Origin of the sequence: Agrobacterium rubi TR3 = NBRC 13261, from assembly GCF_000739935.1 — a bacterium.
In the GTDB taxonomy this organism is placed as follows: Bacteria; Pseudomonadota; Alphaproteobacteria; order Rhizobiales; family Rhizobiaceae; genus Agrobacterium; species Agrobacterium rubi.
In genome coordinates, this window is sequence record NZ_BBJU01000015.1 from 1 (window position 1) to 23,806 (window position 23,806).

General features: G+C 58.1%; 25 protein-coding genes. 15 read left to right on the plus strand and 10 right to left on the minus strand.

The window, feature by feature from the left end:
* Positions 1-38: 38 nt before the first annotated feature.
* Genes RRU01S_RS12600 through gatC form a run of 3 tightly spaced genes read right to left on the minus strand, consistent with a single transcriptional unit; the run spans position 39 to position 2,350 of the window.
* Entirely contained in the window at positions 39-530 is a 492-nt protein-coding gene (locus tag RRU01S_RS12600; RefSeq protein WP_327787012.1) for a GNAT family N-acetyltransferase, read from the minus strand.
* Positions 521-2,002, minus strand: a complete 1,482-nt coding sequence (gene gatA, locus RRU01S_RS12605) for an Asp-tRNA(Asn)/Glu-tRNA(Gln) amidotransferase subunit GatA (protein ID WP_045230650.1) — start codon at positions 2,000-2,002, stop codon at positions 521-523. The genes RRU01S_RS12600 and gatA overlap by 10 nt, the downstream gene beginning before the upstream one ends.
* A 60-nt stretch (positions 2,003-2,062) precedes the next feature.
* Positions 2,063-2,350, minus strand: coding sequence for an Asp-tRNA(Asn)/Glu-tRNA(Gln) amidotransferase subunit GatC (gene gatC, locus RRU01S_RS12610; RefSeq protein ID WP_045230651.1), 288 nt, complete (start codon positions 2,348-2,350; stop codon positions 2,063-2,065).
* A 262-nt stretch (positions 2,351-2,612) separates the two neighbouring features.
* On the opposite strand from gatC, the gene RRU01S_RS12615 reads away from it, so the two are divergent.
* Positions 2,613-3,470, plus strand: coding sequence for a M48 family metallopeptidase (locus RRU01S_RS12615; protein ID WP_045230652.1), 858 nt, complete (start codon positions 2,613-2,615; stop codon positions 3,468-3,470).
* Between the two features lie 54 nt (positions 3,471-3,524).
* Here the strand turns inward: RRU01S_RS12615 and RRU01S_RS12620 are convergent, their stop codons facing one another.
* Positions 3,525-4,229: a metal-dependent hydrolase gene (locus RRU01S_RS12620; protein ID WP_045230653.1), complete on the minus strand. Its 705-nt coding sequence runs from the start codon at positions 4,227-4,229 to the stop codon at positions 3,525-3,527.
* Between the two features lie 84 nt (positions 4,230-4,313).
* On the opposite strand from RRU01S_RS12620, the gene RRU01S_RS12625 reads away from it, so the two are divergent.
* Together RRU01S_RS12625 and ruvX are read left to right on the plus strand one after the other, a co-directional pair.
* Positions 4,314-4,616 carry an alkylphosphonate utilization protein gene (locus RRU01S_RS12625; protein ID WP_045230654.1) on the plus strand — a complete coding sequence of 101 codons (303 nt, stop codon included), beginning with the start codon at positions 4,314-4,316 and terminating at the stop codon, positions 4,614-4,616.
* An 8-nt stretch (positions 4,617-4,624) separates the two neighbouring features.
* The gene (ruvX, locus tag RRU01S_RS12630) at positions 4,625-5,116 is read left to right on the plus strand and encodes a Holliday junction resolvase RuvX (protein WP_045230655.1); all 492 of its coding nucleotides are present in this window, start codon (positions 4,625-4,627) and stop codon (positions 5,114-5,116) included.
* Here the strand turns inward: ruvX and RRU01S_RS12635 are convergent.
* The 3 genes from RRU01S_RS12635 to RRU01S_RS12640 all read right to left on the minus strand — a co-directional run bounded on the left by RRU01S_RS12635 (position 5,056) and on the right by RRU01S_RS12640 (position 6,409).
* On the minus strand, positions 5,056-5,385 hold the full coding sequence (locus RRU01S_RS12635; RefSeq protein ID WP_045230656.1) for a DUF6105 family protein: 330 nt from the start codon (positions 5,383-5,385) through the stop codon (positions 5,056-5,058). The genes ruvX and RRU01S_RS12635 overlap by 61 nt on opposite strands.
* On the minus strand, positions 5,382-5,543 hold the full coding sequence (locus tag RRU01S_RS26195; RefSeq protein WP_165572226.1) for a hypothetical protein: 162 nt from the start codon (positions 5,541-5,543) through the stop codon (positions 5,382-5,384). The genes RRU01S_RS12635 and RRU01S_RS26195 overlap by 4 nt, the downstream gene beginning before the upstream one ends.
* A 203-nt stretch (positions 5,544-5,746) precedes the next feature.
* On the minus strand, positions 5,747-6,409 hold the full coding sequence (locus RRU01S_RS12640; protein ID WP_165572227.1) for a TetR/AcrR family transcriptional regulator: 663 nt from the start codon (positions 6,407-6,409) through the stop codon (positions 5,747-5,749).
* A 602-nt stretch (positions 6,410-7,011) separates the two neighbouring features.
* Here RRU01S_RS12640 and RRU01S_RS12645 point away from each other — a divergent pair.
* Both RRU01S_RS12645 and RRU01S_RS12650 read left to right on the plus strand, forming a co-directional pair.
* Positions 7,012-7,278, plus strand: coding sequence for a type II toxin-antitoxin system prevent-host-death family antitoxin (locus tag RRU01S_RS12645; RefSeq protein ID WP_081880068.1), 267 nt, complete (start codon positions 7,012-7,014; stop codon positions 7,276-7,278).
* Positions 7,271-7,693 (plus strand): hypothetical protein, encoded by a 423-nt coding sequence (locus tag RRU01S_RS12650; RefSeq protein ID WP_045230658.1) that lies wholly within the window; start codon positions 7,271-7,273, stop codon positions 7,691-7,693. The genes RRU01S_RS12645 and RRU01S_RS12650 overlap by 8 nt, the downstream gene beginning before the upstream one ends.
* Positions 7,694-7,718: 25 nt before the next feature.
* Here the strand turns inward: RRU01S_RS12650 and RRU01S_RS12655 are convergent, their stop codons facing one another.
* A complete protein-coding gene (locus tag RRU01S_RS12655; RefSeq protein WP_045230659.1) occupies positions 7,719-9,371 on the minus strand; it encodes an acyl-CoA dehydrogenase family protein in 1,653 nt (550 codons plus the stop codon).
* Positions 9,372-9,525: 154 nt separating this feature from the next.
* Here RRU01S_RS12655 and RRU01S_RS12660 point away from each other — a divergent pair, with 154 nt between their 5' ends.
* The 4 genes from RRU01S_RS12660 to dprA are packed head-to-tail and all read left to right on the plus strand — an operon-like array spanning position 9,526 to position 13,579.
* A complete protein-coding gene (locus RRU01S_RS12660) occupies positions 9,526-10,467 on the plus strand; it encodes an aspartate carbamoyltransferase catalytic subunit (RefSeq protein ID WP_045230660.1) in 942 nt (313 codons plus the stop codon).
* Positions 10,464-11,753, plus strand: coding sequence for a dihydroorotase (locus tag RRU01S_RS12665; protein WP_045230661.1), 1,290 nt, complete (start codon positions 10,464-10,466; stop codon positions 11,751-11,753). The genes RRU01S_RS12660 and RRU01S_RS12665 overlap by 4 nt, the downstream gene beginning before the upstream one ends.
* Positions 11,754-11,786: 33 nt before the next feature.
* Complete coding sequence (gene plsY / locus RRU01S_RS12670) at positions 11,787-12,404, plus strand: glycerol-3-phosphate 1-O-acyltransferase PlsY (RefSeq protein WP_045230662.1); 618 nt, start codon at positions 11,787-11,789, stop codon at positions 12,402-12,404.
* A 32-nt stretch (positions 12,405-12,436) separates the two neighbouring features.
* Complete coding sequence (gene dprA / locus RRU01S_RS12675) at positions 12,437-13,579, plus strand: DNA-processing protein DprA (RefSeq protein ID WP_045230663.1); 1,143 nt, start codon at positions 12,437-12,439, stop codon at positions 13,577-13,579.
* On the opposite strand, the gene RRU01S_RS25330 is transcribed toward dprA, so the two are convergent.
* Entirely contained in the window at positions 13,532-13,768 is a 237-nt protein-coding gene (locus RRU01S_RS25330; RefSeq protein ID WP_081880072.1) for a hypothetical protein, read from the minus strand. The genes dprA and RRU01S_RS25330 overlap by 48 nt on opposite strands.
* A gap of 256 nt (positions 13,769-14,024) precedes the next feature.
* Here RRU01S_RS25330 and topA point away from each other — a divergent pair, with 256 nt between their 5' ends.
* The 6 genes from topA (at position 14,025) to rpmG (ending at position 21,667) form a co-directional block, all read left to right on the plus strand.
* Positions 14,025-16,742: a type I DNA topoisomerase gene (gene topA / locus RRU01S_RS12680; protein WP_045230664.1), complete on the plus strand. Its 2,718-nt coding sequence runs from the start codon at positions 14,025-14,027 to the stop codon at positions 16,740-16,742.
* Positions 16,739-19,090, plus strand: coding sequence for a ribonuclease R (rnr, locus tag RRU01S_RS12685; protein WP_045230665.1), 2,352 nt, complete (start codon positions 16,739-16,741; stop codon positions 19,088-19,090). The genes topA and rnr overlap by 4 nt, the downstream gene beginning before the upstream one ends.
* A gap of 20 nt (positions 19,091-19,110) precedes the next feature.
* Complete coding sequence (locus RRU01S_RS12690) at positions 19,111-19,551, plus strand: DUF983 domain-containing protein (RefSeq protein ID WP_045230666.1); 441 nt, start codon at positions 19,111-19,113, stop codon at positions 19,549-19,551.
* A 6-nt stretch (positions 19,552-19,557) separates the two neighbouring features.
* Positions 19,558-20,229 carry an NUDIX hydrolase gene (locus tag RRU01S_RS12695; RefSeq protein ID WP_412674267.1) on the plus strand — a complete coding sequence of 224 codons (672 nt, stop codon included), beginning with the start codon at positions 19,558-19,560 and terminating at the stop codon, positions 20,227-20,229.
* Between the two features lie 8 nt (positions 20,230-20,237).
* Entirely contained in the window at positions 20,238-21,410 is a 1,173-nt protein-coding gene (locus RRU01S_RS12700) for an MFS transporter (protein ID WP_045230667.1), read from the plus strand.
* A gap of 89 nt (positions 21,411-21,499) precedes the next feature.
* A complete protein-coding gene (gene rpmG / locus RRU01S_RS12705; RefSeq protein WP_003496403.1) occupies positions 21,500-21,667 on the plus strand; it encodes a 50S ribosomal protein L33 in 168 nt (55 codons plus the stop codon).
* Between the two features lie 762 nt (positions 21,668-22,429).
* Here the strand turns inward: rpmG and RRU01S_RS12710 are convergent.
* The gene (locus tag RRU01S_RS12710; protein ID WP_045230668.1) at positions 22,430-23,797 is read right to left on the minus strand and encodes a PleD family two-component system response regulator; all 1,368 of its coding nucleotides are present in this window, start codon (positions 23,795-23,797) and stop codon (positions 22,430-22,432) included.
* Between the last annotated feature and the right edge of the window lie 9 nt (positions 23,798-23,806).

Below are 23,806 nucleotides of genomic sequence, written 5' to 3' on the forward strand. Positions count from 1 at the left end.
GGCACCCGCAAACACTAGATATCTGCGCCAAACAAACCTCACAGAACCCGCTCCAACCGCACTTTCTGCAAGTCCACCTGCATGCTCTCAGACCACTGCGTACCCCGCCATACAATTCGAAAACCGCACCGCTCATAGAGTTTGATAGCATTGATGTTCTTGGCATGCGTTGCGATCCTGGCAATGGGGATGCCGGAGGCGTGCATCTCGTCAATGAAGTGCTTGACCAGAGCGCGGCCGATGCCCTTGCCCTGCCAGTCGGGATCGATCCAGATGTCGGAAATGTAGTCGGGCTCACCGGCGCGGGCGCCCCACCCGGCTAATGTGCCATCAATCTCGGCAAGGGCGATATCGCATTGGGTTTCCTGGGCGAAGACTTCGAAGTCTCTGCGCACGCGCTCAATCACCACGGCGTCGAGATAGGCATCTTCGAAAGCGCTGCTGGATGTCCAGGCAGCAAAACCAACGAGGCCGACCGCTGTGCGATCGGCCTCGGTCATGGTTCGAATGGTCAGTCCGCTTACCACCACTTCGCAGGCGTAAACTTGCCCGCTGCCTGTTCGATCGCATACGCCGTCTTGAACAGCGTCTCTTCCTCGAACGGCTTGCCGATGAGCTGGAGGCCGAGCGGCAGGCCTTTGCCGTCGAGACCGGCGGGCACCGACATGGCGGGTAGACCGGCCATGTTGACGGTGATGGTAAAGACGTCCTGGAGGTACATTTTGACCGGATCGGCGGCCAGTTCCTTGTCGCCGATTTCGAACGCGGACGATGGCGTGATGGGGGCGAGAACCGCGTCGATGCCTTCGTGGAAGACGGTCTCAAAATCGCGCTTGATCAGCGTGCGGACCTTCTGGGCCTTCAGGTAATAGGCATCGTAGTAACCGGCAGACAGCACGTAGGTGCCCACCATGATGCGGCGTTTGACTTCCGAGCCAAAACCGGCGGCGCGGCTCTTTTCGTACATATCGGCAATGTCCTTGCCATCGACGCGCAGGCCGTAGCGGACGCCGTCATAACGGGCAAGGTTGGACGAGGCTTCGGCAGGTGCCACGATGTAATAGGCAGGCAGCGCGTATTTCGTGTGCGGCAAAGAGATATCGACGATCTCGGCACCGGCATCCTTCAGCCATGCAATGCCCTGCGCCCAGAGCTTTTCGATCTCTTCCGGCATGCCATCGACGCGGTATTCCTTGGGAATACCGATCTTGAGGCCCTTCAGCGACTGGCCGATGGCCTGTTCGTAATCCGGCACCGGCAGATCGACGGAGGTGGTGTCCTTCGCATCGACGCTGGCCATGGATTTCAGGAGAATGGCGGCATCGCGCACGTCGCGGGCAATCGGTCCGGCCTGATCGAGCGAGGAAGCGTAAGCAGCAATGCCCCAGCGCGAAACACGGCCATAGGTCGGCTTGATGCCGACAGTGCCGGTGAAGGCTGCGGGTTGACGAATGGAGCCGCCGGTATCGGTGGCAGTGGCACCGGCGCACAGATGCGCGGCAACGGCTGCCGCCGAACCGCCGGAAGAGCCGCCGGGCACGAGGTTCTTGTCCGAACCATTGGCACGCCAAGGGTTGACGACCGGGCCGTAATAGGAGCTTTCGTTGGACGAGCCCATGGCGAACTCATCCATGTTGAGCTTGCCGAGCATGACGGCACCGGCGTCCCACAGGTTCTGCGTGACGGTGGATTCGTATTTCGGCTTGAAGCCATCCAGCACGTGAGAGCAAGCCTGGGTGTGAACGTCGCGAGTGGCGAAGAGGTCCTTGACGCCCAGCGGAATGCCTTCCAGCGCACCGGCATTGCCAGCGGCCAGCTTTTCGTCGGAAGCCTTGGCCATTTCGCGCGCCTTTTCAGGCGTCACGGCGACATAGGCGTTCAGCGTTTCATTGGCGGCCTCGACGGCTGAAAGATAGGCGTTCGTCAGTTCAACGGCGGAAAAATCCTTGGCTTTCAGCTTGTCGCGGGCTTCGGCAATGGTCAGGCTTGTGAGGTCGGTCATATCGGCAACGGCTTTCGAATTTTTTAAGTCGGACGAGCGGGAGCAAACCGTGTGAAAGGTTTACTCAACCACCTTCGGAACGAGGAAGAAGTTACGGTCTGTATTCGGCGCATTGGCCACGATATCCTCGGCCTTGCTGCCATCGCTGACCACGTCGGTGCGCTTCTTCATCGCAACCGGAGTGACCGATGTCATCGGCTCGACGCCATCGACATTCACTTCCGAAAGCTGCTCCACGAAACCTAGAATGCCATTCAGCTCGCCCAGCATCTTCTCGGCTTCGTCTTCGCTGACGGCAATACGGGCAAGGCGCGCAACGCGCTTCACGGTGGCAAGATCGACGGACATGGGTCTACTCCGGACAATAATTTTCCTACCCGCTATAATGACCGCGCCCGCAGTTCGCAACCATCATCGCCGCCAGAAACAGTACCGAAAATAATATTCGCCTTATGCGGGAACATTTTATGTTTGCGCGAGTTTTCGCGCGGGGGAATTCATCCTCCACCATTTACAGTCAAATCATTTGCAGCAGGAAGCGGGTTGGGGCCGGTTCATTTTTAAAGCGCCATCATGCTTCTCGATCATGCTGTTTTAACGGGGGTTAAACATGAATTTCGACATATCGAAAGTGCGCCATCCGAAAGAGAAGCTCTACGGTTTCCTGACATCATTCATAGGGATACTTGTGTGGATGGCCATTGCTGCTGGCATCCTCTACATCGCGACGACGGAGAGTCTGGGCATCATTTTTGCTTTTCTATTCTACTTTCTCTTTTTCTGGTTTGTGTCTTACGTCGCGAGATCGTTGGTCCGTGCCTACATGATGGGCCACTATGTTCTGGTCAGTGACCAACAATTTCCACACCTTCACAAAATGGTGGCTGATGGCGCGCAGAAGCTGGGCCTGAAAGAAGCACCACAGGCTTTCGTCTATAATTCCAGCGGTGTGATGAATGCCATGGCACTGACGCTGGTCGGCCGCACGCGCTATATCTGGCTGACGTCGGCACTGATCGATTCCGACGACGACGAACAGGTGCGGTTTGTGATCGGCCACGAGTTGGGCCATCATGTTGCTGGCCATCTCGACGAGCCGTGGAGCTTCCTGCGTCTGCCCGGTCTTATTATTCCGTTCCTGGGACAGGCTTATTCCCGCGCCCGCGAACTGACCTGCGATCGCATCGGTCTTGTCGTTTCCGGGGACATGAAGGCATCGCGCACGGCGCTTCAGATGCTGGCCTGCGGTAGTGCCAAGCTGAACGCACAGATGAACCCGAATGCTTTCGAAGAGCAGGACAAGATGGTGCCATCGATTGCCGGGTTCTTCCTCAAGATCGTCTCGCTCTACCCGCGCCACACACGCCGCGTGGCCGCATTGAGTGAGTGGAAGAACGCATTGAGCGGTATTCCGTCAGCCCCATCCCGTTCTGTGCAGACAGGACGTATCGAACCTCAGATTGCCTGATTTACAAGGATGATGAGAGGCCCGATATGCCTGGAGCATATCGGGCCTTTTCATTTAAAACGACAATGTCTGTCCCGCGCTTGGTGCGTCGACACGTGTCTGGGAGCCGTCCATGCCGGTCACGAACTTTTCCGGCGTCTGGTCGATGATCGGAAACGTGCCGTAGTGGCAGGGAATGACGTTGCGGAACTTGAAGAAGCGCTGGCAGGCGAGAGCCGCGACAGCGCCGCCCATGGTGAAACGGTCGCCGATGGGGACGAGGCCGATATCGGGTTCGTGCAACTCGTTGATCAGCGCCATATCCGAGAAGATATCGGTATCGCCCATGTGATAGACAGTCGGGCCGTCTTCGAAATGCAGCATCAGGCCGTTGGCATTGCCCAGCGCATGGCTGACGCCATCCTCGGTGATCTGCGCGGAAGAGTGGAGCGCATTGGTGAAAGTGGCAGTGAAGCCATCGAGCGTGACGGTGCCACCGGTGTTGCCCATTTCCAGCTTCGACACGCCCTTGGAGCCAAGCCATGCGGCAAGGTCTGCATTGGCCAGAACGGTGGCGCCGGTGTCTTTCGCCAACTGCACGGTATCGCCGACATGATCGCCATGGCCATGGGTCAGGAGAATATGGGTAATGCCATCAGCGACATCTTTCGCATTCTGATCGGCGAAAGACGCATTGCCGGTGAAAAACGGGTCGATGAGGATTTTCGCATTGGCTGTTTCGATGCGAAAGGCGGAGTGGCCGAGCCAGGTGAGTTTCATGGAAGTTCTCCTTTGTATTGCCGGTATAGTGTGACATAGGACGGGCCATGCAACGGGGCGACCCACCTTTTCCGGATTGCGAAGATGACGACAGATCATGACGAATATGTGTACGACGAGGCGACCGGCGATTGGCGCCCCGCCTCCGAAGTTGCGGCCCAGGCGGCGAAAGCTACCGAAGTGCGCGACGCTGCAGGCAACATTCTCGTCGATGGCGATTCCGTTTCGCTGATCAAGGATTTGAAGGTCAAGGGTGCTGGCACCACATTGAAACAGGGCACCGTGATCAAGTCCATTCGGCTGACCGACAATCCCGAAGAGATCGACTGCCGCCACGACGCCATCAAGGGCCTCGTCCTGCGCACCGAATTCGTGCGCAAACGCTGAGGCGAGCCATGGCGACTCTGACGATAGAGGAACTGGCGGGTTTTCTGCAGACGGGACAAGCCATTGCCGGGCTGGACCTGGGAACCAAGACCATCGGCCTTGCCATGTCCGATCTGTCACGACGTTTCGCCACCCCTCGCCCGGTTTTGAAGCGCATCAAGTTTACTCAGGATGCACAGCTTCTGTTGGACTTCGCGGCCAAGGAAAAAGTGGCTGCCTTCATCATCGGCCTGCCGACCAATATGGATGGATCAGCCGGCCCGCGGGTTCAGGCGACGCGCGCATTCGTACGCGCCATGAGCGACAAGACCGATCTACCCTTCGTCTATTGGGATGAGCGGTTGTCCACTGTGGCCGCGGAGCGCGCGTTGCTGGAAATGGACGTGTCCCGTGCCAAGCGGGCGCAGCGGATCGATTCGGCCGCTGCCAGTTTCATTCTTCAAGGTGCGCTGGACAGGCTTTCCGCTCTTGGAAGAGAGGCCGCAGCCTTCGAGGGCTGACGACCGCGCCACCAGGCCGCGATCGTCTTTCTCTTGCGAAAGGCGAGGATGGAAAACACGATCAGGCTATCGACTGCGATCGCCCGTGCCACCAGTGGCGGAATGGTGTCCGGCGGTATGCCCAGCACGTTTCCATAAATCTGGAACACCAGATCATGCGTCTGGCGGGTGAGCATGAAGAAGCCGAAGCTGATGTCGTAATAGGACAGAAAATACCACGCAGCGAGAAACCCGACCGGCCCGGCCCACAGGATTAAAAACCACTTCATGCCGTCTGACCTCGCAAAAAGAAGGTATCGGGCACGGCAGCAATGACCGCCCAACGCAGGCACGCCATAAGGCATAGGTTCACCGTCGGGACATCGATGTCCAACGGCAGCATGGCAAAGAACGTCATCATGACGATCAAGGATATCCATCGGATCACGGCGGTTCCTTTTCATACGCCCACAGGCGCATGGTTAATCATTCCTTAATACAATGGTTCCGTCACTCGAAATGAGCAAATAAAAGTTTCCGATATGGTTAACGAAGGCGTCGAGGCTGTGGATAAGACTGAGGCTCGAGGCAACAACGCGCGGATGCGCTCAAGAGCGCCAATCATTATTAGAAAAATCTAATTTCAATGAATCAGCTATAAACGCCGCGGACAATCCGCTTAACGGCTGTGCCGATTTTATCCCAATCCCGGGCCGTTTTCAGCGCAACGCCAGCAAACTGTCCACTTATGACCGATGAGATGACGAGATGCTGGATGGCCGCGAAAATCACCGCATTCACGTTGGCGGTATCGATGCCCTTCGGCGCTTCGAGCGAGCCGCGCATGCGCTCCAGCCACTTCGCCAATGCTTTGGCTCGGGCATCGGCCAATTGTTTCACTTGTGGCGTGTTCTCGGACACTTCCCAGGCGATGATCTTGCACACCAGCGGATCGCTGCGCAGCGCTTCGATGTAATAGAGCGCCAGCTTCTCCATGAGATCGCCGTAGGTCAGCAAAAACATGCCACCGGTATCTTCGGGAATGCGATCCTTGACCCACGAGCCCAGATCTTCGCCGATGGCAGCGACCAGACCTTCCAGCCCACCGAAGTACCGATAGATCAGCTGCTTGTCGCACCCGGCCCTGCGTGCAATGGCATTGATGCCGAAGCCCTGAAACCCCTCCTCTGCAAGCAACCCCTTGGCCGCAGAAAAGATTGCCTTTTCAGTGGCGGCGCGATCCTTGATCCGCTTTTCAGGGGGAGCTTCAGCAGCAGTGTCGACGATGGCCAGCATAAGCTTGCGATTCTCCATGTGGTGACCTCACCACAGGGTTAGCAAAGGGTTAATTTGGCGACAATGCGAGAGGGGGTTGTGAGGTGAAGGTAGTTGTGGATGAAACAAGGTAGGCTTCCAATTCGCGCATCTACCAATTATGACTTCAACTTTTAGGGGAATGGATATCTCAGCACATGTCTCTTATCCAAAATGAGCGCACAAAGCTGCTTGCGAACTCTCTTGACCGGACATCAACGGCCTGCGTGGTCGCAGGACTGATTGCTCCCGCAACAAGCATTGCCAATCATGTGCCCGGCACTCCCGGACTATCCATAAGCGCCGCTGTTGGAACAGTGATTTGGCTTTTCGCCGCAGTTACATTACATTTGTTGGCAAGACGCACCCTTGGAGGGCTGAGATGATGACTGGAATGGAAATCTTCTTCTACGTTGCGTTGCCAGTCAGTATAGTAACCGCTGGCTGGATCGCCGTTCGCCTAAATGAATGGAATGACAAAAAGACGCAGCTTCACCCTAGCGAATAAGGACCAGACTTTAAAAGATCAGGCTTAGGCCAAACTCGTTTGCCAGATTTATGTGTTTTCTGTATTATTCAGAAAACCAATCTGGAGTCTGACTTTGTCTCAAAAATCTATTACGACTGCGGAGTTCATGCGTCATTTTGGGCGTTATCATGATCAAGCGCAAAAAGAGCCGATCACTTTGACAAAGCACGGACGCCCTTCGGTGGTGGTGCTGCCTGTTGAACTGTTCGAGAAATTGGCCAGCAATCACGACGTACGTCAGGCATATGCTTCAGGCGAGATGCCTGACGATATTGCCTCGCTTTTCAGAGAGCAACTCGAAAACGATTCGAAGGAATATCAGGCATCGCGCGATGACTGAAAAATTCAGGCGTGGTGATATTGTCGCTTATCCCTATCTTTGGCGATGGCAGAACGAGGCCGATCCACAGCGTGATCACGGCGAGAAAGACCGCCCCGCCTGCATGATCCTGGCGATCAAAGACAAGCAAGGTCTTACGCATATCCTGTTGCTTCCCATATCTTCTAAGCCACCGCACGGTGACCAGAAAGCAATCGAAATACCGGGACTGGAACTACGTCGTGCGAAACTCAGCCGCTACAAGCGCGGCTGGATCACCGTTAGCGAGTGTAATTACGACGTGATCGAACGATCTTACCATTTCGACGCGCGGCGGGAGCCAATCGGGCGGTTCAGCGAGGCGTTTCTCGAAGAGATCAGATTGGCGTTTGCACCGTTTTTAGCGGCTGGTTCGGCGAAGGTGAGCCGCACATAACCCGCGCTTGTTAAAAATCCTGATTTTACGCCGCAGGCGGATACAGCAGATCGATAATATAGGTCGGGTCGAACCGGCTATCCAGCATGCCGTAGGTATGGCGCCAGCCACCGGCCAGACGTGTCTCAAGAAACGCGTCGGCGATGCGGCCTGCGCCGATGCGGCAGAGTTCGGCGGCGGCGGCGGCGAGGGCGAATTGTTCTACCAGCAGGCGGGCGGCACCTTCGTCGCGTTCGCAGAGCGCGATTGCGGCGCGCAGGACTTCGGTAGTTTTTTTGCCGGATGGGCCGAGATCGCGTTCGAGTGTTTCGAAGACGAGGTCGAACAGGTCCTTGCCGCGTTGGAGAACGCGCAGCACATCCAGCGCCATGACGTTGCCGGAGCCTTCCCAGATGGCGTTCACAGGGGCTTCACGATAATGGCGTGCGATGGGGCGATCTTCGACATAGCCGCTGCCGCCAAGGCTTTCCATGGCTTCGTAAATCAAGGCAGGTGCGATCTTGCAGCACCAGTATTTGACGATCGGCGTCATGACGCGGGCATAAGCCGCTTCCGCCGGATTGTTGCGGGCGCTGTCGAAGGCGGCGGCAAGGCGGAAGGACAGCGCGGTTGCGGCAGCGACATCCAGCGCCATATCGGCCAGAACGCGCGTCATGATCGGCTGGGTGACAAGCGGCTTGCCGAAAACATTGCGCCCACGGGCGAAATGCACCGCTTCGGCCAGCGAGGCCCGCATCATGCCGGATGAGGCAAGCGCGCAATCCAGACGCGTCAGTGTCACCATGTCGAGAATGGTACGGACACCGGCACCGGGTTCGCCGAGCAGATAGCCGAAGGCATCGGTGAATTCGACTTCAGCTGACGCATTGGAGCGATTGCCGAGCTTGTCTTTCAGGCGCTGGAAATTCAGGCCGTTGGCCGAGCCGTCTTCCAGAAAACGCGGCACGAGGAAGCAGCCCATGCCATCGCCCATCTGGGCCAGCATGACGAAACCATCGCTCATCGGTGCGGACAGGAACCATTTGTGGCCGGACAGGCGATAGATGCCCTCACCCACCCGCTCCGCCGTGGTGCGGTTGGCGCGCACATCGGTGCCGCCCTGCTTTTCGGTCATGCCCATGCCGATGGTGACGGCTGTTTTCTGCATGGCAGGCTTTTGCGACGAATCATATTTGCGCGACAGGATTTTCGGCGCCCATTCCTGCTGGACGCGCGGCGACGTCATCATGGCGGCAACAGAGGCGTGCGTCATGGTGAGCGGGCAGAGATGCCCTGCCTCAAGCTGCGATGTCAGATAGAATTTGGTGGCACGGGCCTTGTGCTCGTTGCCGCGTGTTTCAGGCGTGTTTTCCCAGGCGCTGCTGTGCAGGCCCGAAGACATGGAGCGGCGCATCAGCGCGTGCCACGCAGGGTGGAACTCCACCTGATCCAGCCGCTCGCCACGAGGGCCGTGGGTGTGCAGTTTCGGCGTGCTGACATTGGCCATGCGCGCCAGTTCCTGCGCCTCGACCGAGGTGACGTAACGCCCGATCTGGTCGAATTCATCGCGCAGGGGGCGCGAAAGACTGGAGGTCAAATCCACGATCAACGGGTCTGAGCGATAGGCATTGATGCCGGACCAGAGGTTGGGCTGGTTCAAATCGGCAAGCTGTTCTTCGGTCCGGTTCATATTCGTCATCGCGTGGCTATATCGGGATTCGCATTTTATTGCATGTATTAGGTCTGGCACGGCTTATCGCATGCTTGCCGACAAAGCCACCTGTCTTTATAGACCCGGTGACCAAAGCCAGAGCAGCGCACCATGCTCTATTGCGACCCGGAGGACATATTCCATGGTCTATTATCCCCATCGCCACCTGCTTGGCATCAAGGGGCTTTCCCATCAGGATATCACCACTCTTCTCGACAAGGCCGACGAAGCGGTGAAAATCAGCCGCCAGCGCGAGAAGAAGACATCGACGCTGCGCGGGCTGACCCAGATCAACCTGTTCTTCGAAGCCTCCACCCGCACGCAGGCATCCTTCGAGCTTGCCGGAAAACGGCTGGGTGCCGACGTTATGAACATGTCGGTTGGCAATTCATCCGTCAAAAAAGGCGAGACGCTGATCGACACGGCGATGACGCTGAACGCCATGCGCCCCGACGTGCTGGTGGTGCGGCATTCCTCCGCAGGTGCTGCCGCTCTTCTGGCGCAAAAAGTCGCCTGCTCGGTGGTGAATGCCGGAGATGGCCAGCACGAACACCCGACCCAGGCGCTGCTCGATGCGCTGACGATCCGCCGCGCCAAGGGCACGCTGTCTGGCATGACGGTGGCGATCTGCGGTGACGTTCTGCATTCGCGCGTGGCCCGCTCCAATATCATTCTCTTGAACCAGATGGGCGCACGCGTTCGCGTCGTCGCGCCGCCAACGCTTTTGCCATCGGGCATCGCGGATATGAGCGTGGAAGTGTACCACGACATGAAAGAAGGCCTTGCTGGTGCCGATGTGGTGATGATGCTGCGCCTCCAGCGCGAGCGCATGTCCGGTTCCTTCGTGCCTTCGGTGCGCGAATACTTCCATTATTATGGGCTGGATGCCGAAAAGCTGAAGGCGGCCAAGGAGGATGCGCTTGTGATGCACCCCGGCCCGATGAACCGCGGTGTGGAAATCTCATCCGAAGTGGCCGATGGTCCGCAGAGCGTGATTGAAAGCCAGGTGGAAATGGGTGTGGCCGTGCGCATGGCCGTCATGGAAACGCTTCTTATCTCGCAAAACCAGGGAGAGCGCGTATGAGCACCGCAACCGTTCTCAAGAATGTTCGTATTATCGATCCATCGCGCAATCTGGATGAGGTCGGCACGATCATCATCAGTGCCGATGGCACGATCCTCGCCGCTGGGAAGGATGCGCAAAACCAGGGCGCGCCTGAAGGTGCGACTGTGCGCGATGCCAAGGGTCTGGTTGCCACGCCCGGTCTGGTGGACGCGCGTGTTTTCGTGGGTGAACCGGGTGCCGAACACCGCGAAACCATCGAATCCGCGTCACGTGCTGCGGCAGCGGGTGGCGTGACCAGCATGATTGTGATGCCGGATACCGACCCCGTGATCGATGACATTGCGCTGGTGGAATTCGTGAAGAAGACCGCGCGTGACAAGGCGCTGGTCCATATCTATCCGGCAGCGGCGCTGACCAAGGGACTTCGCGGCGAGGAAATGACCGAATTCGGCATGTTGAAGGAAGCCGGTGCCGTTGCCTTCACCAATGGCCGCAAGGCGCTGTCCGATACGCTGGTGCTGCGACGCGCCATGACCTATGCGCGTGAATTGGACGCGGTCATTTCGCTCGAAACACGCGACCAGTATATCGGCCATGGCGACATGAACGAGGGGCTGTTTGCCAGCTGGCTTGGACTATCGGGCATTCCGAAAGAAGCTGAAATCATTCCGCTGGAGCGGGATCTGCGCATCGCGGCACTGACCCGCGCCAACTACCACGCCGCAAAGATTTCCGTACGTGAATCCGCCGAGGCGATCAGCCAAGCCAAAGCACGCGGCGTCAAAGCCACCTGCGGCATTTCCATCAACCATCTGACGCTGAACGAAAACGATATCGGCGAATACCGCACCTTCTTCAAGCTCTCCCCGCCGCTGCGCTCCGAAGACGACCGCATGGCCATGGTGGACGCGCTAAAGGATGGCACGATCGACATCATCGTCTCCTCGCACGATCCGCAGGATGTGGACACCAAACGCCTACCGTTTTCGGATGCGGCGAGCGGTGCAATCGGGCTTGAGACCATACTGGCGGCGGCTTTGCGTCTCTATCACAGTGACCAGGTGCCGTTGATGCGGCTGATCGATGCGCTGTCCACCCGCCCTGCCCACATCTTTGGACTGGACGCGGGCACGCTGAAGCCGGGTGCGAAGGCCGATATCACGCTGATCGATCTCGACGAGCCGTGGCTGGTTTCCGAGAAAAATCTGGTTTCGAGGTCCAAGAACACGCCATTCGAAGACGCCCGCTTTACTGGTCGCGCCGTTGCAACCTATGTTGCGGGCAAGCTGGTGCATTCCGTATAAGAAAACGATCCGCAGGACCGAGGGGACCGAGTAATGACCGCATTGACTGACTGGCAGACAGCGCCTGCGCTTCTCGCCCTTGCTGCCCTGATCGGCTATTTGCTGGGGTCCATTCCGTTCGGGTTGATCCTGACGCGGGCGGCGGGTCTGGGGGATGTTCGCAATATCGGCTCGGGCAATATCGGCGCGACCAATGTGCTGCGCACCGGCAACAAGAAGCTGGCAGCGGCGACTTTGTTGCTGGATGCGTTGAAGGGGACTGCTGCGGTTCTCATTGCCCACAAACTTTGGGGGTATGAGGCCTCGCTGGTGGCGGGCTTCTTTGCGTTTCTCGGGCACCTGTTTCCGGTGTGGCTGGGCTTCAAGGGCGGCAAGGGTGTGGCGGTTTATATCGGCGTGCTCTTAGGGGCTGCACCGCTGATGATGCTGGCCTTTGCTGCGATCTGGATTGCGACCGCATTTCTTACCAAATATTCCTCTCTCTCCGCACTGGTTGCAATGCTTGTCATTCCGGTTGCATTGTGGATAGTAGGACCGGAGAAAACGGCTCTGCTTGTGACGCTGCTCAGCGTTATCTCCTGGTATATGCACCGGGAAAACATCAAGCGGTTGCTGGCGGGGACTGAAAGCAAGATCGGTAAAAAGGGCTGAGGCCATTCCTCTTGCCCTGACGGGGGCGAGACATGCCGCATGATGGCGAAACGAAGCGCGGCATTGCGCTGACTGACAGGCAACGCGTCGCGTGGTTGCGGCTGATCCGTAGCGACAATATCGGCCCCGTCACCTTTCGCGAACTCATCAACCATTTCGGAAGCGCGGAAAAGGCGCTGGACGCCCTGCCCGACCTTTCGCGCCGGGGTGGATCGGCGCGCAGCCCGCGCATTGCGACTGTTGCCGAGGTGGAACGGGAGATCGAGGCGGCCGAAAAATTCGGGGCGCGATTCGTCGGCATCGGGGAGCCGGATTATCCACCGGCATTGCGCGAGATCGACGGTGCGCCACCGATCATTTCCATGAAGGGATCGGGCCGCACGGCTGTTCGACCATCCATCGGCATTGTCGGCTCGCGCAACTCCTCCATCAATGGTTCGAAGTTTGCGGCCATGCTAGCGCGGCAGTGCGGACAGGCGGGTTATACCATCGCATCCGGCCTTGCCCGTGGCATCGATGCGGCGGCACATGCTGCCTGCCTTTCAACGGGTACGGTCGCCATGCTGGCAGGCGGGCTGGACAAACCCTACCCGCCCGAAAATCTGCGGCTGCTGGATGAGATCTATGGCAATGACGGCGCCAGCATCAGCGAAATGCCGTTTGGATGGGAGCCCCGCGCGCGGGATTTTCCGCGTCGCAACCGGCTGATCGCTGGCGTTTCCATGGGCGTGCTGATCGTGGAGGCGGCCGACAGGTCTGGGTCGCTGATCACAGCACGGTTGGCAGGCGAGTTCGGGCGTCTCGTCTTTGCCGTGCCCGGCTCGCCGCTGGACGCGCGTTGCCATGGCACCAACCGGCTGATCAAGGATGGCGCGATGCTGGTGACGGAGGCCGCCGACATTCTGGATGCGCTGCGGCCGTTGATGGAGCCGTCTCTGCCTGTTCAGCACATTGCCAAGGAAAGCTCCGAGGAGATGGAGATATCGCCACCGCGTGACGATGATCGCAGCATTATCGCGTCGGCACTGGGGCCTTCGCCTGTCGAAACGGATGACATCATTCGCCACACGGGACTGCCTGCCTCCACCGTTTATCTCGTTCTGCTTGAACTCGACATCGCCGGTCGATTAAATCGGCATTCCGCGGGTCGAGTTTCGCTTGACATGAGCGACTGATAGCTTGCGCCGGCCCGACTGAATGTCTCCTGCCTCAATATAAGCCATTTCGATAAGGTAACATAGCATGTCGGCGCCTTCGCGCTCGGCAACCGCCCGCAGTTCAGCAAGCATCTCTCTGATGTAAGCGAGATTTTCTGACGTCTGCTCTTCCCTGTTCTGGCTGCTGTTTTTTGCATTCACGACCATATTGACCTCGATTGAACCATCAAAACGCAATGTCTGAAAAAGAGCATCACGATACTGAGGCAACTATAACTTGTTTATCTATAATTGCAAACCAGTTTTAAATCACCAAAAGGTTGCATCTTGTTGTAATGGCAGAAAAACGCCCCTTGCCTCTTGACCCAAGCGCATTACCTGTCCATGTCGAAATAAAGGGCGCCCTGTTGCACGTCGAAAAACGGCAGGGCATGTTAACGGGCAAGTTCCGAAAGAAGAAAATATGAATGTCGTCGTCGTAGAATCACCGGCAAAAGCCAAGACGATCAACAAGTATCTTGGCCCAGGCTATAAGGTGCTCGCCTCGTTTGGCCACGTTCGCGATCTTCCCGCAAAAGATGGCTCGGTGCTTCCCGATCAGGATTTCGAAATGACGTGGGAGGTCGATCCGGCCTCGCAAAAGCGCATGAAGGAAATCGCCGATGCCGTGAAGGCATCCGACGGATTGTTTCTCGCGACCGACCCGGATCGCGAAGGGGAAGCCATTTCCTGGCACGTTCTCGATCTGCTGCGAAAGAAGAAGGTGATCGGCGACAAGCCGGTGAAGCGCGTCGTGTTCAACGCCATCACCAAGAAGGCCGTGCTCGACGCGATGGCCGATCCGCGCGATATCGATATCCCGCTGGTGGATGCCTATCTCGCCCGCCGTGCGCTCGACTATCTCGTTGGCTTCAATCTTTCCCCCGTTTTGTGGCGCAAGCTGCCGGGTGCGCGTTCGGCTGGCCGTGTTCAGTCGGTATCGCTGCGTCTGGTCTGCGACCGGGAATCGGAAATCGAGCGGTTCGTATCGGAGGAATACTGGAACATCTCGGCACTGTTGAAGACGCCGCGTGGTGACGACTTCGAGGCCAAGCTGGTCTCTGCCGATGGCAAGCGCTTGCAGGGTCGGTCGGTGAAAACCGGTGACGATGCCAACAGGTTGAAGACATTGCTGGAGGGTGCGACCTATACCGTCGATACGGTCGAGGCCAAGCCCGTCAAGCGCAATCCCGGCCCTCCTTTCACCACATCGACGCTCCAGCAGGCCGCATCGTCGCGCATGGGCTTTTCCGCCTCGCGCACCATGCAGGTTGCGCAGCGTCTCTATGAAGGTATCGACATCGGCGGCGAGACTGTCGGTCTCATTACCTACATGCGTACCGATGGCGTGCAGATGGCACCCGAAGCCATCGATGCCGCACGCAGCGCAATCGGCGAACAGTTCGGTGCCCGTTACGTGCCGGACAAGGCACGCATCTACTCGACTAAAGCCAAGAACGCCCAGGAAGCGCACGAAGCCATTCGCCCAACGGACTTCAGCCGCACGCCGGATCAGGTCAAGAAATACCTCGATGCCGACCAGTTGCGTCTCTACGAACTGGTCTGGAAGCGCGGTATCGCCAGCCAGATGGCGTCCGCCGAAATCGAGCGGACGACGGTCGAGATTCTCGCCGATAACAAGGGTGAGAAGGCTGGCCTTCGCGCTGTCGGTTCGGTCATCCGCTTCGATGGCTTCATAGCCGCCTATACCGACCAGAAGGAAGATGGCGAGCAGAGCGACGATGGCGACGAAGATGGCCGTCTGCCGCAGATCAATGCCCGCGAAAGCCTCGCCAAGCAGAAGATCAACGCCAGCCAGCACTTCACCGAGCCGCCACCGCGCTACTCGGAAGCCTCGCTGATCAAGAAGATGGAAGAGCTCGGCATCGGTCGCCCGTCTACTTATGCGGCAACGCTGAAGACGCTGAGCGACCGTGAATATATCATTGTCGACAAGCGCAAGCTGGTGCCGCATTCGCGTGGACGGCTGGTGACGGCGTTCCTCGAAAGCTTCTTCACGAAATACGTGGAATACGACTTCACCGCCGATCTGGAAGAAAAGCTCGACCGAATCTCTGCGGGTGAGCTGGACTGGAAGCAGGTTCTTCGCGATTTCTGGAAGGACTTTTTCGCGCAGATCGAAGACACAAAGGAACTGCGCGTTACCAACGTGCTGGATGCCTTGAACGAGGTTCTGGCACCTTTGGTGTTCCCGGCCCGAGAAGATGGCTCCGATCCACGCATCTGCCAGGTGTGCGGAACGGGCAATCTGTCGCTGAAGCTTGGCAAATACGGCGCTTTCGTCGGCTGCTCCAACTACCCGGAATGCAATTTCACCCGCCAGCTGAACTCGGATGGTGCTGAGGCGGAAGCTGCTGCCCTCAACGAGCCAAAGGCGCTGGGTGCAGACCCGCATACGGGCGAAGAGCTGACGCTGCGGTCAGGTCGTTTCGGGCCTTACATTCAGCGTGGCGAGGGCAAGGAAGCCAAGCGTTCGTCGCTGCCGAAGGGTTGGGCGCCTGACGACATCGACCACGAAAAGGCTCTGGCGCTCATCAACCTGCCGCGCGATATCGGCAAGCACCCGGAATCCGGCAAGATGATTTCTGCGGGACTTGGTCGTTATGGGCCGTTCCTGCTGCATGACGGCGGTTATGCCAACCTCGAAAGCATCGAGGATGTGTTCTCGATTGGTCTGAACCGCGCAGTAACCGTGATTGCCGAAAAGAAGGCGTCGCCGGGCCGTGGGCGTTCGTCCACGCCTGCCGCGCTGAAGGAACTGGGCGACCACCCGGATGGCGGCGCGATTACCGTTCGGGATGGCAAGTATGGGCCTTACGTCAACTGGGGCAAGGTCAATGCGACCATTCCCAAGGCGCAGGCGCCTGACACGGTGACGCTGGACGAAGCGCTGGTTCTGATTGCAGAGCGGATTGCCAAGACCGGCACCGGCAGCAACGGCAAGCCCGTGAAGGCCAAGAAGGCTGCGGCACCGAAGAAGGCCACCAAGGCTGCCAGCGCCGATGGCGAGACCAAAGCCAAGGCGAAGCCAAAGGCTGCGGCCAAAAGTAAAACGGCTGCGAAGCCCAAAACGGCTGCCAAACCAAAGGCAGCACCCAAAGCGAAGAAGGCAGAATCTTGAGCAAAGCACCGCGTAAAACATCCGGTTCGGCGGGCGATGGCTTCGGCCGCACCGGTCGCGGGAAAAAAGTTCTCGAATCTGCTGGCATCATCCACGGCGAGGTTCCACCGCGCGATGTGCTGCTGAAGTTCATCGCCGAACATCCTGACCAGGCCTCCAAGCGTGAAATCGCCAAGGCCTTCGGGCTGAAGGGTGAAACGCGCATCGTGCTGAAGGCTCTGCTGAAAGAGCTTGAGACCGATGGCATGGTTCACAAAAGCCGCAAGTCGCTGATGCGTCCGGGCGGTCTGCCGCCTGTGACCGTTCTCGACATTACCACCCGCGACAAGGATGGCGGCCTGATCGGCCGTCCTGCCGAATGGCCGGACGAGAACGGAGCGGCGCCTGCCGTCATCATCCGCCAATCCTCTGCCGACCGGCAAAAGGGCAAAGCCCCTGTTGGCGGCATTGGCGACCGAGTGCTGGCCAAGATTTTTCCATCCAAGGAAGTCGGCGGCCCGGCCTATACGGCGCGCATCATCAAGCTGATCGACAGACGTCAGGGCGCATCGCTGGGTGTGTTCAAGGAAACGCCGGGTGGCGGCGGTCGTCTGATGCCGATCGAACGGCGCGGCGATGAGATGGTCATCGATCCCGATGGCGTCGGCGATGCCAAGGACGGCGATCTGGTCGAGGTGGAAACCTCGCGCAACAGCGGTCGTTATGGTCTCCCGCGTGCCAAGGTTCTTTCCGTCGTCGGCTCTGTCGCGTCTGAAAAAGCGATCTCGATGATCGCCATTCACGCCCACGGCATTCCGCACATCTTCCCATCGGACGTGCTGGCGGCAGCGGATGCAGCCAAGGCAGCGACGATGGCGCATCGTGAGGACTGGCGCAAACTGCCGCTCATCACCATCGACCCTGCCGATGCCAAGGACCATGACGACGCCGTTTATGCGGAGCTGGACCCCTCGCCCGATAACCCGGATGGCGTGATCGTCACCGTGGCGATTGCCGATGTGTCCTACTACATTCGTTCCGGCTCACCGCTGGATCGTGAAGCGCTGAAGCGCGGCAATTCGGTCTACTTCCCCGACCGCGTCGTGCCGATGCTGCCGGAGCGTATTTCGAACGATCTATGCTCGTTGAAGGAAGGCGTGGATCGTCCGGCGCTTGCCGTGCGGATGGTGTTTTCCAAGGAAGGCCGCAAGGCCAGCCACACTTTCCATCGCATCATGATGAAGAGTGCAGCCAAGCTCTCCTACCAGCAGGCGCAGGCAGCCATCGACGGCAACCCTGATGACAAGACCGGCCCGATGCTGGAGCCGATCCTGCGGCCTCTGTGGCATGCCTATGAGGTGATGAAGATCGGTCGCGACCGTCGCCAGCCGCTTGAGCTGGATATGCCGGAACGCAAGATAATCCTTAAAGCGGATGGCACGGTTGACCGTGTGCATGTTCCTGAACGTCTTGATGCGCATAAGCTGATCGAAGAGATGATGATCCAGGCCAATGTGTGTGCGGCCGAAACGCTGGAGCTGAAAAAGCAGCGTCTGGTCTACCGCGTGCATGATGCGCCGACGATTGCCAAGCAGGAGGTGCTGCGCGAGTTCCTCAACACCATCGGCTATTCGCTGGTCAAGGGCGGGCAGGTTCGCGCCAATTCCTTTAACGGTATTTTGGCGCGCGCGCTGGATACGCCGCACCAGATCATCGTCAACGAAATGGTGCTGCGCTCGCAGAGCCAAGCGATCTACAGCCCTGACAATATCGGCCATTTCGGCCTGAACCTGATGAAATACGCGCATTTCACCTCACCGATCCGCCGTTATGCCGACCTTATCGTGCACCGTGCGCTGGTAGGTTCATTGGGCTTAGGCGAAGGCGGCATTACCCCGCAGGAAGAAGCGACGCTGGCCGATGTGGCGGCTGAAATCTCGACCTTCGAGCGGCGCGCCATGGCGGCGGAACGCGATACGGTCAACCGGCTGATTGCGCATCACCTGTCGCAAAGTGTTGGCGAGGAATTCGAGGGCCGGGTCGGCGGTGTCACCAAGGCGGGACTATTTGTCGCGCTGCCGCAGTTTGGCGCTGACGGATTTGTTCCTATATCTACGCTGGGTACGGACTATTACATCTATGACGAGGCGCATCAGGCTCTGACGGGTGAAAAGACCGGACTTGGCTACCAGCTGGGCGATACGGTTCAGGTTCGCCTGGCTGAGGCCGTACCGCTTGCCGGTGCCTTGCGGTTTGAAGTGTTGAACGAAGGCAAGAAAATGCCTGCGGCGACACGCTCCTTCCACAAGACGACACGGCGCACCAGCGGCCCGACACCCGGCACAAGGCCGCCACGCAGACGCAGATAACAGGTCCAGAGGACAAGCGCATGACGACGACCGAGACGCAGACAGTGCAGTATGGTGGCAAACCGGAAGACCGTCCGCTTGGTCGCTCGATCATGCGCGGCATTCTGAGCCGCTGCCCCGCCTGTGGCAACGGCCACCTGTTCCGCGCCTGGCTGAAGCCGGTGGATGAGTGCGCATCCTGTGGCGAAGACATGCACCACCAGCGCTCCGACGATCTACCGCCCTATATCTCAATCATGATTCTCGGCCACGTTGCCGTTGGCGGCTTCATGATGACCGATACGGTGTTTCTGGTGCCGATGTGGGTTCACTTCGCCATCTGGGTGCCGATCACCATTCTGGTTGCATTGTTGACCATCCAGCCGATCAAGGGCGGCGTCATCGGCCTGCAATGGGCATTGAAGATGCACGGCTTCAGCAATGAGCCGGAAAAAGAACAGATCGACGGCTCGTCTCAATGACATGGTGTGATACCCTTGCCATCCAGCCTTCCCCCTGACAAAGCGCCCTATCTGCGCCCGAAAGATGCCGCTTCGATCCTGCTTCTGGATCGATCGACTGACACGGTGCGCGTGCTTGTGGGCAAGCGCTCCAGCGCGCATGTGTTCATGCCGGATGTCTACGTCTTTCCCGGCGGCAGGCGCGATGCTGGTGACCGCACCCTGCCCTTCGGAACAGATCTGCGCCCGGCGGTACTGGACAAGCTGATGCGCGCGTCATCCAGACCGATGACGCAAATGAGCGCACGGGCTCTGGCGCTCGCGGCCCTTCGCGAACTTCATGAGGAAACGGGACTACGCTTGGGCGCCGATCCAGACCGGCCCGACCTGTCACCGTCGCGTTTTGTAGCCCGCGCGATCACACCGCCGGGCCGTGTCAGGCGATTCGATACGCGGTTTTTCTGCTGTTTCACCGATGAGGCTGGCATCGATCCCAACGAAATCAGGGATTCGGATGAGCTTCAAAACCTTGAATGGCTTGACATCCAGAACAATTCCAGTCTGAACATGGCACCCATCACACGCATGGTTCTCGAAGATGTCACAAAGTTCATGATAGGTGATCCTTCATTGCAATCCGAAAGCCCGGTGCGACAATATTTCGAGCGTCGCGGCAATTTCATTCGTGGCTTTCTATAAAGGTCTACATGTCCCATCCGACTTGCGACGCCGACGACATTCACTGGCCCTCGCTCATCGCCGCAATATCCGCCATCAGCGCCGTTGGCATTGCCATCGGACTTGGGCTGCCGCTTTTGAGCATCATTCTCGAAAAGCGCGGCATCTCGTCAACGATGATCGGCCTTAATACCGCCATGGCGGGCGTGGCTGCGATGATCGCCGCACCCATGACCAGCCGACTGGCGCATGAATTCGGTGTCGCACGCACCATGATGACGGCGGTCGTCATCTCGTCCATCAGCGCGCTCGGTTTCTACTTCGCCGAGGCCTTCTGGATGTGGTTTCCGTTGCGAATTGTCTTCCATGGCGCCACGGCCATGCTGTTCATCCTGTCGGAATTCTGGATCAATGCCGCTGCACCTCCCAAACGGCGCGGCATGGTGCTGGGCATGTATGCCACCGGCATGGCCGTTGGTTTCGCAGGCGGCCCCCTGCTGTTTTCCGCCATCGGCAGCGAGGGGATAACTCCTTTCCTGCTGGGCTCGGCCATCATCCTGCTTGCGGCGATCCCGATCTATCTGGCGCGGCATGAAAGCCCGAACCTCGACGAAAAGCCCAACCACCATTTCGTGCGCTACATCTGGCTGGTGCCGATGGCCTCGGCTGCGGCCTTCGTCTATGGATCGGTGCAGGCGGGCGGGCTATCGCTGTTTCCCGTTTACGCTACCCGTGAAGGTTTCAACGAATCGCAGGCGGCTCTTCTGCTGACCGTCATGGCCATCGGTAACATGGCGTTCCAGATCCCAATCGGCATGCTGTCCGACCGCATAAAGGACAGGCGCGTTCTGTTGGGTCTGATGGCGCTGACGGGCGTCATCGGCACGCTGGCGCTGCCTTTGCTGGTGGATAACTGGGTACTGCTGTCATCGTTGCTGCTTCTGTGGGGTGGCTGTGTTTCCGGCATGTACACGGTGGGCCTGACGCATCTGGGTTCTCGCCTCACCGGCTCGGACCTCGTGGCCGCCAATGCCGCCTTCATCTTCTGTTACGCCATGGGAACTATTGCCGGGCCGCAGACGGTGGGCATATCGATGGATATTGCCGGAACAGACGGTTTTGCCTGGGCCTTGGCGATGTTTTTCGGGCTCTACGTGGTGCTTTCCATTGTCAGGTCGGTTTTCGGATCAAAACGGACTTGACTTTTCAGGCGCGATCCGTAGTTTCGCGCCAGATTTAGCCGGGGTCCAACAGGGCCGCGGACTCACTATTTGTTAAAGGCAGGACGACTATGGCGAAAGCTACAACAATCAAGATCAAGCTGCTGTCGACGGCCGACACCGGTACTTTCTATGTCACGACCAAGAACAGCCGTACCTTCACGGACAAGATGACAAAGACGAAGTACGATCCAGTCGTACGCAAGCACGTTGAATTCAAGGAAACGAAGATCAAGTAATTTCCTTCGCATAGCATGTAAAAGACGCGCTCTTCGAGGCGCGTTTTTTTATGCGTGTCGTCCAACGTCGCTCACCTGACGAATCGACAGGCACGCCAGGCGAGCGATTTGGATTGACTGTGATTTTGTGGGAGATCGCTTGAAAAGTGGGTCGACCGGGACAGCAATGACAGCACGAGGAACCGTTCAAAAGCGTCGCCGGTCGACCAGCCCCAAGACCCAGGAGATGCGGCGGACCTGAGCACCATGGGGTATTCTAGAGGCGAAGGTTCTTAAGCGGAAAGAACTTTCGCTTTCATCGAACACCATTCTGCTTCGTCTTGGCGAAAATGCCGCGCTTGCAGAACTTGTTTTGTTGACCGGAGCTTTGCGCAGAACCGCAAGAAAATCAACAAATTCTTAACGACGCATCTGCTTGTTCTCGTGTTATGGTTAAATGCCCCATGCTGGCACATAGTATTTTATCAATAAGAGTATTTCGACACAAAGATACCACCCCCTGATTTGCGTGGTTTTCTTCATTCCCGTCTATTTTATGATTTTTTAAAACAGGATTATTCTGGATAATTCCGGCTGATATTGATCATCAGTCCGACGATTAGCGATTTGTCACTTTGGCTATTCTGAAAAATCCACGACGATCTCCAGCTGGCCCTTTTTTGGCTTTCGCAATAGTGCAGGAATTACATGACAAAGACAAAGGTCATGGCTCAAAGTGATTGTTGTGGATAACCGTCACAAATATATGCTGACGCCTACGATTCAGGCCGCCGACGCACAGACACGGTTACGACCGGCATTCTTCGCTTCGTACAAAGCGCGGTCCGCATGACGCATCAGTTGCTCGGGCGAATCGACTGATACGACATTCGAGGCAATGCCGAGCGAGGCGGTAATGTGCAGCTCACGGCCAGACCGCAGCACGAAGGGACGGCTTTCGATGATGAAGCGGAGGCGCTCCGCCACGGCTGCCGCCATGTCCATGTCGGTATCGGGCATGACAACCACGAATTCCTCGCCGCCGTATCGGCACGCCAGATCGGCACCGCGCACGGTGGAGCGCAGACGGGCGGCAAACTCGCGCAGGACTTCATCGCCGGCATCGTGGCCATAAGTGTCGTTGACCGTCTTGAAACGGTCGATATCCGTCATGCAGACCGACAATGCGCGGCCGCGGGTGGCCGCCCGCGTAAACAGTACCTTGAGGTGATTGTCGAGGTAGCGGCGATTATTGAGACCGGTGAGGTCATCGATAACAGCCATCTCCATGGTGTGGTTGAGGTTTTCGCGCAGGCGGGTGTTGAAACGCTTGCGCTTGATCTGGGTCAGCGTGCGCGCCACGAGCTCGTTGGTATCCAACGGACGCACGATGTAGTCGTTCACGCCGAGTTCCAGCGCCCGCACGATCATGGTCTCGTCGCCCTGTTCGGTGACCAGCAACAGCGGCAGGAAGCGTGTCCGCTCAAGCGAGCGCAGCTGCGAACACAGGCGCAAAGGATCGAAATCATCGAAATTGGAATTGACGATGACCATCTCATAGTCACCCTCAGCCGCCTCGAACAATGCGTTTCCGGGCTCTGCAAGCGCGTTGACCTCGGCAACCGGCTTAAGCGCTTTGATGATGCGTTCCTGCGAGCTGGCGCGGCCATCCACCAGCAAGACACGGCCCGGAAGCTCTATCTGCGCGTCGTTGGAGATGGGTTCACCGACGCCGATCGTGGTGGCTGCCTCGGCGCGAATGCGCAATTCATCGCTCATGGTCTTGAGACGCACGAGGCTTTTGACGCGGGATATCAACTGCAAATCATTGACGGGCTTGGTCAGAAAATCATCGGCACCGGCTTTAAGGCCGCGCACCCGGTCGCTCGGCTGATCGAGGGCGGTGACCATGACCACCGGGATGTGGGCCGTTGCAGGATTGGCTTTCAGCCGCTCGCACACCTCGAAGCCATCCATGTCGGGCATCATGATGTCCAACAGGATGATGTCGACCTGCTCGCTGATGCAGATTGCCAGAGCCTTGGCGCCATTGTCTGCGGCAATCACGTCGAAATATTCCGCCGACAAACGCGCTTCGAGAAGCTTCACATTTGCCGCGACGTCATCAACGACCAGAATTCTCGCAGTCATCAGCCCAAC

Bases quoted from the DNA above. Each gene is read 5' to 3' on its own strand.
- gatA (WP_045230650.1), bottom strand. From the start codon at position 2,002: ATGACCGACCTCACAAGCCTGACCATTGCCGAAGCCCGCGACAAGCTG.
- gatC (WP_045230651.1), bottom strand. From the start codon at position 2,350: ATGTCCGTCGATCTTGCCACCGTGAAGCGCGTTGCGCGCCTTGCCCGT.
- RRU01S_RS12615 (WP_045230652.1), top strand. From the start codon at position 2,613: ATGAATTTCGACATATCGAAAGTGCGCCATCCGAAAGAGAAGCTCTAC.
- RRU01S_RS12620 (WP_045230653.1), bottom strand. From the start codon at position 4,229: ATGAAACTCACCTGGCTCGGCCACTCCGCCTTTCGCATCGAAACAGCC.
- RRU01S_RS12625 (WP_045230654.1), top strand. From the start codon at position 4,314: ATGACGACAGATCATGACGAATATGTGTACGACGAGGCGACCGGCGAT.
- ruvX (WP_045230655.1), top strand. From the start codon at position 4,625: ATGGCGACTCTGACGATAGAGGAACTGGCGGGTTTTCTGCAGACGGGA.
- RRU01S_RS12635 (WP_045230656.1), bottom strand. From the start codon at position 5,385: ATGAAGTGGTTTTTAATCCTGTGGGCCGGGCCGGTCGGGTTTCTCGCT.
- RRU01S_RS12640 (WP_165572227.1), bottom strand. From the start codon at position 6,409: ATGGAGAATCGCAAGCTTATGCTGGCCATCGTCGACACTGCTGCTGAA.
- RRU01S_RS12650 (WP_045230658.1), top strand. From the start codon at position 7,271: ATGACTGAAAAATTCAGGCGTGGTGATATTGTCGCTTATCCCTATCTT.
- RRU01S_RS12655 (WP_045230659.1), bottom strand. From the start codon at position 9,371: ATGACGAATATGAACCGGACCGAAGAACAGCTTGCCGATTTGAACCAG.
- RRU01S_RS12660 (WP_045230660.1), top strand. From the start codon at position 9,526: ATGGTCTATTATCCCCATCGCCACCTGCTTGGCATCAAGGGGCTTTCC.
- RRU01S_RS12665 (WP_045230661.1), top strand. From the start codon at position 10,464: ATGAGCACCGCAACCGTTCTCAAGAATGTTCGTATTATCGATCCATCG.
- plsY (WP_045230662.1), top strand. From the start codon at position 11,787: ATGACCGCATTGACTGACTGGCAGACAGCGCCTGCGCTTCTCGCCCTT.
- dprA (WP_045230663.1), top strand. From the start codon at position 12,437: ATGCCGCATGATGGCGAAACGAAGCGCGGCATTGCGCTGACTGACAGG.
- RRU01S_RS25330 (WP_081880072.1), bottom strand. From the start codon at position 13,768: ATGGTCGTGAATGCAAAAAACAGCAGCCAGAACAGGGAAGAGCAGACG.
- topA (WP_045230664.1), top strand. From the start codon at position 14,025: ATGAATGTCGTCGTCGTAGAATCACCGGCAAAAGCCAAGACGATCAAC.
- RRU01S_RS12690 (WP_045230666.1), top strand. From the start codon at position 19,111: ATGACGACGACCGAGACGCAGACAGTGCAGTATGGTGGCAAACCGGAA.
- RRU01S_RS12700 (WP_045230667.1), top strand. From the start codon at position 20,238: ATGTCCCATCCGACTTGCGACGCCGACGACATTCACTGGCCCTCGCTC.
- rpmG (WP_003496403.1), top strand. From the start codon at position 21,500: ATGGCGAAAGCTACAACAATCAAGATCAAGCTGCTGTCGACGGCCGAC.
- RRU01S_RS12710 (WP_045230668.1), bottom strand. From the start codon at position 23,797: ATGACTGCGAGAATTCTGGTCGTTGATGACGTCGCGGCAAATGTGAAG.